Consider the following 16,406-nt stretch of genomic DNA (forward strand, 5'->3'; position numbering starts at 1 on the left):
TCGCTCGGGTGTAGCGGATAGCGGGACGATGACAACCAGAACGCCCATTTTTTCTGCTCCTAAAAACTTTAATAGATAAGACCGTCTTGATTAATTTCGAGGCGGTTTTGTTTTTGGGTATAGGTGTCAAACAAGAAGTCTAATGTGTGTGGAATGACATTGGCTTCGATTTTGGGGTAATTCATAGGCAAGGTGAGCCAATTTTCTATAATCAAATCGAAATCTTGATCGACTTCGTAAATAACGGGAATGCCCATTTTTTTCAAGGCGACGGCGTTGCATTCTTGCTCGTAATGTTTCCGAATGGGGATGGAAAGGATTTTTTTGCGTAGGTACAACGCCTCCGAAGGCGTTTCAAATCCGCCACCAGTGATGATACCTTGGCATTTGATTACACTTTTGTTGAACAGCGCTTGGTCTACAGGATAATAAGTTATGTTTTTGACTCTATGCTTTGTTTTGACATCGCTCAAAAACCAGTGAAAGTGCTCGTTGGGTAATTTATGGAAGGCTTTTTCTAAACACTCTTTTTGAAAAGACGGTAGATAAACGGTGATATGTCCGCCATTTTTTGGGTCGGCGTGTAAGATTTCGTCTTTGATGATGGGAGGTAAAATGAAATCATCGTAGCGTTCAAAATGCAATCCAATATTTTGAGGAGCGGGCGCATAATGTCTGAAAATTAATTCACCGATTACATCTTTTCTTTCGGGTCGAGGAGTTAGTTTTGAGGTGAAACTGGCTTGATGACCAAAAGATACCGAGTGTTTTTTTTGTAATTTACAAGCCAATGAAGTGATAGAATCAAAATCATTGATGATGACATCGTATTGGTCTAGTGGTAGGGAGCGAGCGTCTTTATAGATTTGGTTAGGTTTTACTTTTTTGGCAATATTCCAATAATCTAGTCCACCGCATTGACTGTAATGAAGACTCAAACCGTTGCTTCTGTATTTAATCGGAATGCTTGGATTTAAGGAAGCATAAGTGCCGCTTAAGAGAAAGTCAACTTCGCCATATTTTTGCAGATAAGGGTAGAGTTGAATGGCTCTGCTAATGTGTCCGTTTCCTGTGGCTTGAATGGCGTAGAATATTTTCATTTTACGGATTAGGATAAGATTTTGACCACGATGTCGTTCTTTGTTTTTTCTTCGGAAGTGTCGGCATCTTTGTAATGTTCTTTAAGGTATTGGTAGATGCTCCATTTTCCTTTTTTGTATTCCAAAGCGGTTAGATTTTCGACCCAATCACCACTATTGAGGTAAGTAACTTGTCCGTGTTCGTTTTCGATGGTCTTCATTTGAGGTTTATGGATATGGCCACAGACCACGAAGCTGTAGCCTTTTTCTATGGCGATTTCGGCAGCAGTGGTTTCGAAATTACTGATAAATGCGACCGCTTTTTTTACACTGTCTTTGATGGTTTTGGAGTAGCTTCTTTTTTCTTTACCCAACAATTCTCGGAACCAATTGATACAACTGTTGATTAGAATCAACAAATCATAACCTTTGCCACCCAATTTAGCAAGGATTTTGGCATAGCCTCTGGTGGAAGAATCGAACACATCCCCGTGAAAGAACCACGTTTTTTTACCATCGATTTCTAAAATCAATTTGTCGACCAACTCAAAATTTCCTAAAACAAAATCTGAATATTTACGAAGGGCTTCATCGTGATTTCCGGTGATGTAGATGACTCTTGTGCCTAAGTTGGAGAGTTTTATGATTTGTCTCAAAACATTCATATGCGCCACAGGAAAGTAACTTTTGCTGAAATTCCACATATCGATAATGTCGCCATTGAGAATTAAGATTTGCGGTTGAATGGATTTGAGGTATTGTAGTAATTCTTTGGCTTGGCAACCATACGTGCCCAAATGCACATCACTAATTACGACTAGAGGAATTTTTCGTTTACTTTTCATATGTGTGAATTATATTTTTAGTGGACACATATGGTATCGATTTGTTTCTCTTTGGTGTTTGCTTAGGCAAACTTTTGGTTATTATCGATTTCATATAAAGTTTTTACGAAAATAAGGTAGTTGTGTTAGGGGAATGTGATTTTAGTATTATTTGTGTATAAAAAAAGGTCTCATTTTGAGACCTTTCTGTTATGAAGTAGTTTAGTTATTCTTTAGTGTTTATTCGAATCCCTTTCGTGTGATTGTTGAATTCAGGTGCATACATACTTTCAATAGTGCTTATTCCGTTAGAGAAGTCACCTTGATTGTTTACTCGAATATCGTATTCTAGTACATAAGTTCCTTTGTTAATACGGTCAAAAAAGAAGTGGGTAGCAGCGTCTTTTGTACTCATATAATAACCTAGTCCGCCTTTGTATTGGTATTCCGAAAGTACATTTACAGGTTCAAAACAAGCAGCGCGCATATCCTTTAAATGAACAAATTCCATATCTTCTTTTGAAGAAATGATTAATCTGATGGTTACTAAATCGCCGATTTTCAAACTATTTTTAGTCGTAACTTTTTGTAATTCATCTCCTGAAAGCGTATTTTTCTTCAGATATAATTCTTTAGCTATAGATAAAACAGTTCCTGAATTGGTTTTAATTTTGTCTAAGTTCTCAAAGTACTGCCAATACATGCCTCCAAATCCAGGAACTTTTGATTTGTTTTGTATAGTAATGTTGGCCATTTCTTTCTTGATTTCATCGGCTTTCCAATTGAGTTTGATATATCCAGTTTCGGCTTCTTTTTTGTTTTCGGATAATTTTTTGGTAAGGATTTTTTCCTCTCCAATTTTTAGGATGGTATTGTCTTTAACACTTAACCAATCATTTCCTTGTAGTAATAAGGCGTAAATGGCTTCGGTTGTGGATTTTGTTGTGGGCCAGTTTTTGGTTTGTTTATTTTTCAGTAACCAAACTTTCATAGCATCCACCGATTTTGTATCGTCTAAAACTTCTGAGAAGGCTTCAATCAATAAAGCCTGAGTTTCTATAGGAGCTTGGTACCAATGCCAGCCTACTTTGTTAGCAATCCAATACATTCCCCAATCTTCATTATTGGAAGCGGTTTCTTTTAGACTTTCTAGAATTTTTTTAGCGGATTCTTTTTCTCCAAATCGGTGTAAAACCAAAGCGGCTACTCCTTTTTCGTATAATGAGTAACCCAACCAATCTGTTTTGGCGGTTTCAAGATACCTTTTTGTGGTTTTTGTTAAAGTATCTGAAAGGGGATAATCTTTTAAATAAAAACTGCGGGTATAGAGATAATGCAAATCAGAATACGGATTAAGCCATATCAATTTATCGGTTGTTTTTAAATCTTGAGTTCTAATTTTGTGTTGTTCTAAAAATTTTCTATCCAAGAAAGGAATAGCAGTTGAAGCAATTTGATTTATTTTATTTGGGTCACTTTTTTCTTTAGTCAATTTTGCCAAATGTCCTAATCCAGCCAAAATATGTCGGGTAATGTATTCGCTTTCATTGCCACCGTCAAACCAAGCAAATCCTCCTGAAGAGGTCTGTTTTTGCTTTAGTTTATTGAATGTCGTTTCTTGCGAGGTCTTCATTTTTTCTAAATCGAAAAGCAAGGCGAGATGCTTCTTTTTTTCTTCTTCGTTTTGAGCATCATTCAACCAAGGTGTTTCGGCCAAAATCATCGATTTGAGTTCTTCGTTTTCTTCAAGTTTTGAATTTAACTTTCCGTTTTTTCTCCAAGTTTCAAAAAGAGTAGCAATTTTGGGATTACTAGAAATGATTGCTGAAGCCAAGACATTAGAATAAAAACGTGCAAAAGTTTGTTCGGCACATTCGTGTTCATATTCCATCAAATACGGTAAGGATTGAATGGCTAGCCAAGTAGGGTTTGAGGTATATTCTAAAACAAATTGATGGTTTCGTAAAGTAGTCGAAGTATTGTTTTTTAGGTTTTCAAAACTGTATTCTTTTTTTGAATTTTCTCGTACCCAAATAGGGATGCTTTCGGTTACAAGCATTGAATTACTCAAAACAGGCAGGATATTTTCTTCTCCATCAGAGAAATTACCTGCTTTGGCCAAGATTTTGTATTGAATACCTTGTATCCCTTCAGGAATATAGATTTTCCAACTCACAAGGCTGTTGCCAAAAGCAGCAATCTTGAAACTTTTAACCGTTTTTGTGTTTGCTGTTTTCGCATCAATAGGTTGCATCGTAGTGGCATCAAAAAGCTGTAAAAGAGCCATGCCATTTTTGGTTTCATTAGTCATATTACTCACTTTCGCAGTAATTACAATCGAATCTTTTTCTCTAAAGAAGCGAGGAAAATTAGGTATAACCATCAGTTCTTTTTGGGTAATTATACTTTTTTCTAAATAACCCGAAACGGCCTCTTTGTTGTGCGCCAATAAACGAAGTTTCCAAGCGGTCAAAGCTTCTGGTGAAGTAAAATTGACACTCACTTTGCCTTTGTCGTCTGTTCTTAGATTGGGGAAAAAGAATGCGGTCTCTGATAGATTTTTTCTAGCTTTTACTTGTGTTAAGGCTTCAAGAGATTTTTTTGTTATTACGACGATAACTCCATTTTTACCCTTGCTTCCGTATAGTGCCGTAGCTTTTTCATTTTTTAAAACATCTATGGAAATAATGTCTGATGGATTTAAATTTTTTAGCGTTTCTTCAGAAGTATTTTCTCCATCGATGATAATTAGTGGAGTACTTTGATTGCCTGTTAAAGAAGCAGCTCCTCTAATTTGAATTCCTGATACTTTTCCCTGTAATCTTTCTTCTATTCCAGCAGTATTGTAAACTGTGTTGTCCTCTTCAACAACTATTGCTACTGCACCTGTAGCCGCTTTGCTTTTTTGTACTCCATAGCCGGTGACTATAACTTCTTTTAGATTTTCGTTAGCGAAATCTAATTTTACATTGACAACTTTGCTGTTGATTTTTATTTTTTTGGTCTCAAATCCCAAATAAGAGAAAGTAAGTTCTTCTCCAATGCTTGCTTCAATTTGGTAATACCCATCAAAATCCGTTTGTGTACCTCTTTCTATGCCTTTTACAAAGATGTTTACTCCTGGTAAAGGAAATTGACCATCTGCTACAATTCCTGAAATCATTACAGCATTCAGTGGTTTTTTGCTTTTTTTGTTTAGCTGTTTTCGATATAGATCTATTTGTTGTGGGGTATAAGAATCATTGAAGTCAAACCCAAACCACATTAAATGTGTAAATTCATCATCTAGTTGGATACGATTGAAAAATGGATTTAGATTTTGAAGGCTACTGTAGGTATTTTCAAATCCTAAAAATGTTTTACGATTTACAACATTATAGTAGTAATCGTTGAAAGCTAAACCTGACCAATCTTTTTTAGTGAATTGATCTAATGAACTATCATACATAGCCGCTAAAATTTCGGATTCTTTGCTGGTATTAGTAGGTTTTAATTGAAAAGACCAATTTTCGTTACTTCCAGGTTGGATTTTGTTTCTAAAGCTTTCTACAGAAAAATCTAATGTTGGTTTTATTTCTGCTAACTTAATTTCTAATTGTTCGCTAAAAGCTTGGTTTTCGAAGATACTTTCAAAGCCTAAAGTGACTCCTTTTTCAAATTCCTTTTTTAGCGGAATCTTTATTATAGTTTCATTATTTTCTAAATGAAAAGTGTCTTCAAAATAAAGATAGCTTTGATAATTCCCTGTGGTGTTAATGAAAAGTTCTGGAATAATCGAAGATAGTTTTACTTCAACAAAGCCATCTCTTTTCGGGTCAGCATTGATTTGCTTTGCAGTGAATAATTTGCTAGGATCAAATTTGTCTTTACTTTGAACGATTTGAAAAGTTGCACTCGTTTCTATTGGATTATTAAAGTTGTCTATGGCTGAAAATACTACTTTGTAATTTCCAGATTTATAATTTGAAATGAAATCTAAAACCAAATTTTTGTCTTTTTCAGTGTCAATTTTTTTGGAGAAGACTACTATTTCTGTAGGTTTTGATATAAGTTTTTCATTTGCTTCATAAGGAAATAGTTTTTCAAAATCAGCATCTGAAATAGTAGTGATTTCAGGTTGTTGGAAAACTCTAGATTTGAATTTATTTTGAAAAGGACTTACAAAATACAATTTAACTTCTCCTTTTGTAGCTTGAAATTCCAAGTTAAGATTGGTGCTGTTTAACTTTATTTCGTTCTTGTCTTTGGTTTCAATGCGATGAGGGACAGTAGCTGAAAGCATTAGTGAGTGATAACCAACCCTAACGGTTGTATTGCTCTTATGTGTTTCGCCATTAATGTCAGTCACAATAGCTGAAATATGATACTCATTTATATCTAACCTTTTTTTTGCAAAATCCCCATAAGGTTTCGCAATAAAATTAATTTTGAAATTTCCCGAAGCATCAGTTTTTGTCTCGCCCACTATAACTTTTTCGGATTTACCATTTGGATTGTAATAGTAATCATTTCCTGTAATGTAGAGTTTATTTGTAACTTCGTATTGCACTTTTGCGTCTGAAATGGCGCTTCCAGCAAAAGCTTTTGCTTTTCCTGTAACAGTTATATTTTGATTAACTTGGTATACTTGCTTTAAAGGTTCAAAAGTGACTTCGAATTTTGGACGTTTATATTCTTCTACTGAAAACGAAAGAGTTGAATTTATAAAATCAACCTTTTCCCAAAACGCATGTTCTTCTGTTGTTTTGATATAAAGTAGATCTTTTTCGTTAGTAGTTGGTTTATTAGCAACAATGCTAAAACTTCCTGTTAGTCCTGTTTTTGGTAGTTCAAATTCTCCAAAAAAAGAACCAAATTCATTAGTAGTAGCATCAAACTCTTTGAAAGTGTTGTAATTAGCATCTTTTAGAAGTATATGAAATGTCGTGTTGGGTACAACTTGGGATTCATTTTTGCTTTTTTGGAATGCTATCCCTTTATAATATACCGTTTGACCAGGACGATAAATAGCTCTGTCTAAGTAAAATTCAACTTTTCCGATAGGTTTTTTATCTTCTATTTGTTTATAATCATAATTGTTATATAAATAACTTTTTTGAATGAAAAGCGTGTCATTTTTGGTTGAGAATTCTATCGACTCATAATCATAATTGTTTTTTTCTTTGGTGTAAAAAGCTATTCCTTTTTTATCTGTTTTTAGAGTTTGATTTAGCAATTTTATAGTAACCTCTTCCAATGGCATTCCCGTTTTTCTATCTAAAACTTGATAGTATTCTATGTTGTTTTTTTGAGAAGCTAAAACAGCAATATTTGAAATAGTAATTGTTTCATAAGCGCTGGCCTTACGATTTTCGTTATATCCATCGCTTTCGAAGCAAACCAAATATTGTCCAGCTTTTAATTGAGGTAAAAGAATTTCTGTTGTGTATTCAAAGTAATTATTCTTATTTACTAATTCATAGTTTTGATTTATAATCGGCTTCTTTTCTTTTATCTCAGCGATTATACTGTCTTTGCTGTATGGTGGATTTTGAAATTCTAGTAATGTTTTTTGATCAATTTTATAAAAAGAAACTGAAAGGCGATTTAGATTTTTGTAATTAATATAGGCTCTCCTGTGTTCGTCATTGTAACTATACTTTTGGAGTTGAATCGTTAGTGATTTTGCGCTAATTTCTTGTTTTTTTTGTATCGCTAATTTATTAGCGTTAAAACGGTTGTTGACTTTTATAATGCTATCAAGTACTGAAATGGCTTGTATCTTATAATTTGAATGGTTTTCTTTAGATGCTTGTTTGTTAAGTTCAATAGCTTTTTCTAGTTGAATTTTTTGAATCAAAATAATATCCTTGGTTTCCTTTTGTAACTCATTCAATGATTTCAAATAGAGCTCATTTGAATCTAATAAAGTAGTATTGCAAAATTGCAACCTATCCAATTGGTTTTTGATGTTTGGGTTGTTAAGTTCTTGTTTTTGAAATAAATGCAATAATTTTTTTAACTTTTCATCTTTTAGAGTTTCAAAATTCAGTAGAACAAAATCAGCTGATTTTCCCAGTAGTTGTTTTTCAAACTGAGTAAGTTTATTATCTGGATTTACCCAATTGCCAATTTCATTTTTGTAAAATTCAATGTTCTCATTTAGTAGGTATTCAAAGAGAGTTTCATTATTGAGTTCTTTTGATGTCCCAAAATCAAATAGTTCTTCATACTTTTTTAAAGTTATTTTTTTTAAAATAGTTTCGTCTGCTAAAGTTTTTGTTATTGAAGAAGCAATTTCTTTTTCGAAGTCTTTACTGGTCCAAGTAAGAAAATCATCATCTAGACTAACCGTATTAGTTCTATTGTAAATCAAATAACCATTTTGATTTTTGTATGTGTTTAAGCATTTAGCATAAATCAAATTCAAAATAGCTTTTGATGGTATAGAAGCCTGATTGATTTCTTTTTTTAAATTGAGAATAATTTTTGTTTGAGCATTTTCGTCAACTACTTGTAAATATTTGGATTCGTAAAAAAAGCACTTGATGATTTGTACTTCGTTTTTCTCAGAAATTGCTTTTTTATGTATTTTGTTGACAATAGCATTTGCGGATTTCAATTTTCCTTGATTCTCAAGTTGAATTACTTTTTGCCAGTTTTTGTCATAATCTTGAGCAAATAGTGCACTTGAGAGCAATAAAAGTAGATAGCATATATTTTTCATAAACTTGTTTTTATATCTAGAGTGTTTTTTGATCGTAAAGGTTGGGAGCTTACTAAAAGTATTTCGTACAAATTACTATTTTTTATTTAAAGTGAAACGAAACTTACTGCATTTTCTTATTTTTGAAGAATGAAAAAATCAGTACTTTTTTTTATTCTATTTCCTCTTTTTATGGTTTCACAATCTAATTTCGAAACAGGCGAAAAGTTATTTGAAGCCGGAAAGTATGTACAAGCAGCATCTTTGTTTGAATCAGCTTTGAAAACAAATCCAAATGATTTGAAAGCGATAGAATATCTTGGCGATATCGCAGGAAAACAAAAACAATGGGATAAAGCGCTAGGTTACTACAATAAGTTGAAAAAAGTAAAACCCAACGAAGCCGATTATCATTACAAATGTGGTGGAGTAATGGGTATGAAAGCCAAAGAGGTGAATAAATTCAAGGCTTTGGGGATGATTGGTGATATTCGTTCCTCTTTTGAAAAAGCCATTGCTCTCGACCCTAAACACATTGAGGCGAGATGGGCACTCATTGAACTCAATTTGCAATTGCCTGGAATTGTAGGGGGGAGTCAATCCAAAGCGATGCAGTATTCTAATGAGTTATTGAAAATTTCTCCTGTGGATGGTTATTTGTCACGTGGGCATATTGAGGAGTATTTTGACCGCTACTCGGCTGCTGAAATTCAATACAAAAAAGCGCACGAAATTGGCAATTCAAAAGTTACTTTTCAAAAATTATATCAATTATATTTGAAAAAATTAAACAACCCCAAGAAAGCACAAGAACTGAAAGTGCAATTTGAAAAAAATTAATCAAATTTCATTTGGAATTTGGAACCTATAAATCTAGAATTTACTATGAAAACTCATTTTATAGCTATTGGCGGAAGTGCAATGCACAATTTGGCCTTGGCTCTTCACAACAAAGGATACCAAGTAACAGGTAGCGACGATGCTATTTTCGAACCTTCAAAATCTCGCTTGGAGAAAAAGGGAATTTTGCCTGCTGAGTTGGGTTGGTTTCCCGAAAAAATCACTGCTGATATTGAAGCAGTAATTCTAGGAATGCACGCAAAAGCCGATAATCCAGAATTATTAAAAGCTCAAGAATTAGGATTAAAAATTTATTCTTATCCTGAGTTTTTATACGAACAATCCAAAAATAAAACACGTGTTGTAATAGGAGGTTCACACGGAAAAACTACGATTACCTCAATGATTTTGCACGTGATGCACTATCATAACATTGAAGTTGATTATATGGTAGGCGCCCAATTGGAAGGCTTTGATACTATGGTGCATCTTACAGAAGAAAATGATTTTATGGTTTTGGAAGGGGATGAGTATTTGTCTTCACCAATTGACAGAAGACCAAAATTTCATTTGTACCAACCGAATATTGCTTTGATTTCAGGAATTGCTTGGGACCATATCAATGTTTTTCCGACCTATGAAAATTATGTAAATCAATTCGAGATTTTTATTGACAAAATCACCAATGGCGGGATTTTAGTGTATAATGCAGAAGATTCAGAAGTGAAAAGAGTGGCCGAAGCAGCTACGAATCCGATTCGAAAAATGGCGTATACCACTCCAAACTACGAAGTAAAAGATGGTGTAACACTTTTAGAAACGCCAGAAGGCCCAATGCCAATTGAAGTTTTTGGAGCACATAATTTGAACAATCTCGCTGGAGCCAAATGGATTTGTCAAAATATGGGTGTTGATGAAGCGGATTTTTATGAAGCGATTGCCAGCTTTAAAGGAGCTTCAAAACGATTGGAAAAAATTGCCGAAGGTAAAGGGAAAGTGGCTTACAAAGATTTTGCGCATTCGCCAAGTAAAGTGGCTGCCACTACAAAAGCCGTAAAAGAACAATATCCTGAACGTACTTTGGTAGCTTGTTTGGAATTACACACTTACAGTAGTTTGAATGCCGAATTCTTAAAAGAATATGAAGGAGCACTAGAATATGCGGATGTTGCCGTGGTATTCTATTCTCCTGATGCCGTAAAAATTAAACAACTCGAAGAAGTGACGTATGAACAAATAGCTAAAGCTTTCAATAGAGAAGACTTAATCATTTATACTAATCCAGTCGAATTCAAGACTTTTTTGTTTAATCAAAATTTAGAGAATTCCGCACTATTGCTAATGAGTTCAGGAAATTATGGCGGGTTGAATTTTGATGAAGTTAAAAATTTGATGTTGTAGTATCGAGTACATAAAATAATGATAAGGTGTCAGTTTTTGGCACCTTTTTTTATTTCTCGTATTGAAAGTGTCCCACTATCTTGTATTTGAATAAGCAATCTTCTAGGACTTGTCCGTATCCTACATTATGAACAATCAAGGGGCGTAAACCATCACTTGTTTTCTTATGAGTTACAATTCCTATGTGAGGAAGTTTTCCGTTAATCATCCAAGTGACAATATCTCCAGTTTTGTAATCCTGAGCGTTATCGGTTACCAATAGTTTTTTGCCTTTTCTTTCAAAGAAAACTTCCAAATTTGGAACTCTTCTGTGGTCAATGTTGGTGTCGGTTTTCTTCATTCCCCATTTTTTTAGATTGGGATATTTTGAAAAATTTGCCTTCATATCCTCGTGTACTTCTTTTTGTAAATCAATATTGAGTTTTCTATAGGCTCTTATTACTACATCGGTACAAACGCCTTTGTTTTTGGGAACATCCCCATTTGGATATTTTATAGAGCAATAAGTGGGGTCATATTTCACATTAGGATTTATAATTGCTAGCGCAGCTTCCGAAAGTTGTATGGAAAAGGGTTTTGTATTTGATGTAAAAGCTGGATTTGTAGTAGTAGCGAAAAAATAATTTAGTAGGAAAATTAAATAAATTGCTTTCATTTTTTTACTTTTATTATAAAACGATGTTTTTTCAAAACTAGTATAGTGTTCAATTTTAATTATTTACCATTTGGAAGCAACTAATTTTCCTATTACGCATTGGTCTGAAGATGACAAGCCTCGAGAAAAAATGATGCTCAAAGGCAAAAGCGCTTTAAGCGATGCCGAATTGGTAGCTATTTTGATAGGTTCAGGAAGTAGAAATGAATCGGCCGTGGCGCTGAGCAAACGCATTTTAGCTAGTGTCAGTAATAATTTATCTTCTTTAGGCAAACAATCTTTGGCTCAGTTGATGGAATTTAAAGGGATAGGCGAAGCCAAAGCCATTACGATCGCAGCCGCATTAGAATTAGGAAGACGAAGAAAAGAAGAAAATCCTCTAGAATTGGTAAAAGTGACTTCGAGTAAGGTGATGTATCAAGAAATGTATCCAATAATAGGAGAGTTAGCTCACGAAGAATTTTGGGTCGTTTATCTCAATAATGCGAATAAGATTATTTTTAAAGCACAACTTAGCAAAGGCGGAATTACAGGGACGATTGTTGATGTGCGATTAGTATTTAAAATAGCATTAGAGCAAAATGCGGTTGCAATTGTTTTGGCGCATAATCACCCGTCAGGAAAACTCCAAGCCAGTGAAGCCGATATTCAGGTAACTAAAAGAATTAAAAATGCTGGACAACAGTTGGATATTCCTGTTTTAGATCATGTTATTGTTACTGAGCATGGTTATTTTAGCTTTGCTGATGAAGGAATTTTATAATTATTATTTTTGTTACGGACATTTGTCTTATATTTGCAGACAAATGTCTTTTTTATGGAAGCGATTAAATTAAATTCACAAACAGCTATTAATGCCATGGTTCGTTCGTTTGTTTCAAAATTAGAGCAAACTAGCGGCTATAAAGTCCTGAACAAAAAACTAACGTATGCTGATTTCCTAAAAAACAAAATGCTAATTGTTCACGCCATTCGCGAAGGGATTCCCTATGATTTTTTCAAATTGATTCAAGAGCAAACACCTTTTAATGAAGAAGACTGGGCTCTTTTCTTAGGAATATCTACAAAATCTTTGCAGCGTAGTCGTGCTAAGGATAGTTTTGTTTTTAAACCCTTACAATCCGAAAAAATATTAGAATTGGCAGAAGTTACTACTGTTGGAAGGACCATTTTTGATTCAGAAGAACAATTTTACAGTTGGTTAACGCTTCCTTCATATGCTTTAGGTAATCTAAAACCAATTGAGTTATTGCGAGATTCTTACGGCAAAGAAATGGTCTTGCAAGAGATGGTAAAAATCGACCAAGCTATTTTTGTGTAATGGAAGTTTTTCGACTAGCCCGAAAGAAGTATCCCATAGAGTTGTCAGGTAAAGGCGCTTCAATTTGTGGTGCCAGGTGGAATTCTAAAGGCACAGAAATCATTTACACAGCAGAAAGTAGGGCACTTGCTATGGCGGAAGTTGTTGTACATTTGTCATTAGCTACTTTGCCAAACGATTTTGTAATGCTAACCATTGCTATTCCTGACACTATCGAAATTAGCGAAGTCAAAATGACTGATTTACAATCGGATTGGAATGTGTTTCCTTCCTCTTTTCATACGGCTGTAATTGGAGACCGTTTTATTCAACAAAATGATTTTGCGATACACAAAGTACCTTCAGCAGTGGTCAAAGGAGATTTTAATTTCTTAATTAATCCGTTTCATCAGGATTTTAAACAAATTCAAATTACCGATCAGATTGATTTTCCTTTTGATAAACGAATATTCAAATAATAGTATGCTTTTAAAAAATATAACCGATGTCTTTTTTGATTTAGATCATACCCTTTGGGATTTTGATAAAAATTCTGAAATGGCTTTTGATGCCATTTTCAAAAAAAATCACCCTGATGTGGATACTATCTCTTTTATAGAAAAGTATATTCCGATTAATCAAGCGTGTTGGAAATTATATCAAAATGACCAAATTTCGCATAATCAATTGCGTTATGACCGTTTGAAATTGTCATTTGATGCCTTAGGATATGCCATTTCTGACGCAGCAATTCATCAAATGGCAATTGACTATATTGATTTGTTGCCTGAAAATAACTTTCTATTCGAAGGGACAATTGCTATTTTAGAATACTTGCATAAGAAATACACTTTGCATATCATTACAAACGGTTTTGCTGCTGTTCAAGATAAAAAAGTTAGAAATTCTAATTTAGAAATTTATTTTAAAACCATCACCAATTCAGAAATGGCAGGGGTTAAGAAGCCGAATCCCATTATTTTTGAGCACGCACTCGAAATGGCCAATACCAAAAAGGAGCAGAGTGTAATGATTGGCGATTGTCTCGATGCAGATGTAAAAGGGGCCATAAATGCGGGTTTAACAGCTATATTTTTCAATCCAAATCAGGTTCCCGTAGACCCCGAAATCAAACAAGTGAAACATTTACTAGAGTTACAAAATTTCTTGTAACTTTAAACCAATTGGAAAGAGGTTTTTTCCTCTGTTTTTTTACTTTAAAAATAATGATAATGAAAGTACGTTTTTTATTCTTTTTCGCCCTTTTGACCAGTTTTTCATTCGCTCAATCGATTAATGATTTTAGAGCGGTTATTGTTCCTTTGAAATTTGATTTTCAAAAAAAAACAAATGAATACCGTGTCTCTACACTAACGAAGTATAATTTGACGAAAGCTGGTTTTGAAGCGTTTTACGCCGAGGAGCCTAATCCCTACGACAAATGTAATTTGTTGTATGTAGATGTTATTAATCTAAAAGCTTTTTTGGCTACCAAGATGTATTTTGTGTTGAAAGACTGTAATGGAAAAGAAATATTTAAATCAACTACAGGCTATACCAAAGAAAAAGACTATCAATTAGCCTACACAGAGGTGCTAAATGAAGCTTTTAATTCGTTGTATGCAATGAATTATAAGTATACTCCAGGAGAAACACCTGTAGTTTCAACAAGTGCAAATGCAGTTCCAACACCAAAGCCTGTTGCTGTACCAGTCCCAGTTGTATCCAATGCTAGTGCGCCTATTAGCACTGTAGTAGCGACTAATGTAGCAGCCAATACTACAGTTTATTACGCACAACCTACAGCCAATGGCTATCAATTAGTAGATACGACTCCAAAAGTTGTTATGAAATTATACAAAACCTCAAAAAGCGATTACTTCACGGCTGTTAGAGACGGCGTTCAAGGTGCTTTACTTTTAAAAGACAACGAGTGGTATTTTGAGTATTATCAAAATGAACAATTACTATCTGAAAAAATTGCGATTAAGTTTTAGTTGTTTAAAATACCAACCGAATAAATAACAAAAACGAGAATGATTTGATTTATCAAAGCATTCTCGTTTTTGTTTTATTTACTTCTAATTTCTAACCTCTAACCTCTAACCTCTAACCTCTAACCTCTAACTTCTAACTTCTCACCTCATTAGTATCCATACTTCTCCTTCCATCTATTTTTCAAAAATTCTCGAATACTATTTTCTCTCGAGTTATTACCAGGAACATAAATAGGGGTGTTGCTCAGTGCGTCAGGAAGGAATTCTTGTTCGGCAAAATTGTTCGCGTAATCGTGTGAATATTTGTATTCTTCACCATAGCCCAACTCCTTCATTAATTTCGTTGGAGCGTTTCTTAAGTGTAACGGGACAGGCAAATCTCCCGTTTGTTTTACGATTTGTTGAGCGGTGCCAATGGCCATATACGAAGCATTACTTTTTGGGGAAGTTGCCAAATATACCGCACACTGACTCAAAATAATGCGACTCTCAGGATAGCCAATCGTAGCCACCGCCTGAAACGTATTATTAGCCATAATAAATGCCGTCGGATTAGCATTGCCGATGTCTTCACTAGCCAAAATCAACATTCGTCTGGCGATGAATTTAACATCCTCGCCACCTTCAATCATCCGTGCCAGCCAATATACCGCTCCGTTGGGATCACTCCCTCGAATCGATTTTATAAAAGCGGAAACAATGTCATAATGTTGTTCTCCCGTCTTGTCATACAACACCGTATTTTGTTGCACCAATTCCAAAACCCGCTCATTGGTAATAATAATCGGTTCCGAGGCCGACGCATTGACCACCAATTCAAAAATATTCAGCAGTTTTCTACCATCGCCTCCAGATAATCGCAACAAAGCTTCGGTTTCTTTTAGCTCAATTTTTTTGCTGGCCAAAATGGCGTCCGCTTGCATCGCTCTTTCCAGTAGAGCTTCTAAATCTTGTTTGGTAAAAGCATTCAAAATATACACTTGACAACGCGATAACAAAGCGGGAATCACCTCAAAACTCGGATTTTCAGTCGTAGCACCAATCAAAGTAATCCATCCTTTTTCCACCGCTGCCAAAAGCGAATCTTGTTGCGATTTACTAAATCGATGAATCTCATCAATAAACAAAATCGGATTTTTAGCCGTAAACAATCCGCCACTTTGTTTGGCTTTTTCAATCACATCCCGAATGTCCTTCACCCCAGAATTGATAGCACTCAATTCATAAAAAGGTCGTTTAGATTCCTGTGCAATAATCTGCGCCAACGTAGTTTTTCCAGTACCCGGCGGTCCCCACAATAGCAGCGAGGGGATGATTCCGTTCTTAATTTGTTGCGTCAACGAGCCGTTAAGCCCCACCAAATGCGTTTGACTAATATAATCCGTCAAGGCTTGTGGCCGAATGCGTTCTGCTAAAGGTGCTTCCATACCACAAAAATAAACATTTTTTATAGTTTTCAGGAGCCAATCCAGCTGTACATTACAAGTCCTCGCACCGCGCTCTATTTTTCTAAGCATAAAAGGAGCTTCCTTTGGTCGCTCTTTTCTGCCAAGAAAAAAGTTGAGCGCGGTACTCCGGGCTTTTCATTCCCATCTGGGCTAAACCCTACCACAACACATTAGGTA

12 protein-coding genes are annotated in these 16,406 nt (G+C 34.7%); 7 read left to right on the forward strand and 5 right to left on the reverse strand.

Features of this window, described 5'->3' with window-relative positions; all coding sequences use genetic code 11:
• Positions 1-68 precede the first annotated feature (68 nt).
• From BXU11_RS04530 to BXU11_RS04540, 3 genes are all read right to left on the reverse strand, one after another.
• Positions 69-1,100 carry a glycosyltransferase family protein gene (locus BXU11_RS04530; RefSeq protein ID WP_078211166.1) on the reverse strand — a complete coding sequence of 344 codons (1,032 nt, stop codon included), beginning with the start codon at positions 1,098-1,100 and terminating at the stop codon, positions 69-71.
• An 8-nt stretch (positions 1,101-1,108) separates the two neighbouring features.
• A complete protein-coding gene (locus BXU11_RS04535; RefSeq protein ID WP_024981490.1) occupies positions 1,109-1,924 on the reverse strand; it encodes a UDP-2,3-diacylglucosamine diphosphatase in 816 nt (271 codons plus the stop codon).
• A 205-nt stretch (positions 1,925-2,129) separates the two neighbouring features.
• Entirely contained in the window at positions 2,130-8,609 is a 6,480-nt protein-coding gene (locus BXU11_RS04540) for an alpha-2-macroglobulin (protein WP_078211167.1), read from the reverse strand.
• A 129-nt stretch (positions 8,610-8,738) separates the two neighbouring features.
• On the opposite strand from BXU11_RS04540, the gene BXU11_RS04545 reads away from it, so the two are divergent.
• Complete coding sequence (locus BXU11_RS04545; protein ID WP_078211168.1) at positions 8,739-9,428, forward strand: lipopolysaccharide assembly protein LapB; 690 nt, start codon at positions 8,739-8,741, stop codon at positions 9,426-9,428.
• Between the two features lie 45 nt (positions 9,429-9,473).
• Positions 9,474-10,829, forward strand: coding sequence for a UDP-N-acetylmuramate--L-alanine ligase (gene murC, locus BXU11_RS04550; protein ID WP_078211169.1), 1,356 nt, complete (start codon positions 9,474-9,476; stop codon positions 10,827-10,829).
• 49 nt (positions 10,830-10,878) lie between these two features.
• Here murC and BXU11_RS04555 read toward each other — a convergent pair whose 3' ends face one another.
• Positions 10,879-11,484 carry a DUF1287 domain-containing protein gene (locus tag BXU11_RS04555; RefSeq protein WP_078211170.1) on the reverse strand — a complete coding sequence of 202 codons (606 nt, stop codon included), beginning with the start codon at positions 11,482-11,484 and terminating at the stop codon, positions 10,879-10,881.
• A 70-nt stretch (positions 11,485-11,554) separates the two neighbouring features.
• Here BXU11_RS04555 and radC point away from each other — a divergent pair, with 70 nt between their 5' ends.
• The 5 genes from radC to BXU11_RS04580 are packed head-to-tail and all read left to right on the forward strand — an operon-like array spanning position 11,555 to position 14,781.
• Positions 11,555-12,247: a DNA repair protein RadC gene (radC, locus tag BXU11_RS04560; protein ID WP_078211171.1), complete on the forward strand. Its 693-nt coding sequence runs from the start codon at positions 11,555-11,557 to the stop codon at positions 12,245-12,247.
• 54 nt (positions 12,248-12,301) lie between these two features.
• Positions 12,302-12,805 carry an antitoxin Xre-like helix-turn-helix domain-containing protein gene (locus BXU11_RS04565; protein ID WP_078211172.1) on the forward strand — a complete coding sequence of 168 codons (504 nt, stop codon included), beginning with the start codon at positions 12,302-12,304 and terminating at the stop codon, positions 12,803-12,805.
• Complete coding sequence (locus tag BXU11_RS04570; RefSeq protein ID WP_078211173.1) at positions 12,805-13,263, forward strand: RES family NAD+ phosphorylase; 459 nt, start codon at positions 12,805-12,807, stop codon at positions 13,261-13,263. Before BXU11_RS04565 ends, BXU11_RS04570 begins: the two co-directional genes overlap by 1 nt.
• 4 nt (positions 13,264-13,267) lie before the next feature.
• A complete protein-coding gene (locus tag BXU11_RS04575) occupies positions 13,268-13,957 on the forward strand; it encodes a YjjG family noncanonical pyrimidine nucleotidase (RefSeq protein WP_078211174.1) in 690 nt (229 codons plus the stop codon).
• Positions 13,958-14,016: 59 nt separating this feature from the next.
• Positions 14,017-14,781: a hypothetical protein gene (locus tag BXU11_RS04580; RefSeq protein WP_078211175.1), complete on the forward strand. Its 765-nt coding sequence runs from the start codon at positions 14,017-14,019 to the stop codon at positions 14,779-14,781.
• A gap of 149 nt (positions 14,782-14,930) precedes the next feature.
• Here BXU11_RS04580 and BXU11_RS04585 read toward each other — a convergent pair whose 3' ends face one another.
• Positions 14,931-16,208, reverse strand: a complete 1,278-nt coding sequence (locus BXU11_RS04585; RefSeq protein ID WP_078211176.1) for a replication-associated recombination protein A — start codon at positions 16,206-16,208, stop codon at positions 14,931-14,933.
• Positions 16,209-16,406: the final 198 nt, after the last annotated feature.

The organism is Flavobacterium sp. LM5 (assembly GCF_002017945.1).
GTDB classification, from domain to species: Bacteria; Bacteroidota; Bacteroidia; order Flavobacteriales; family Flavobacteriaceae; genus Flavobacterium; species Flavobacterium succinicans.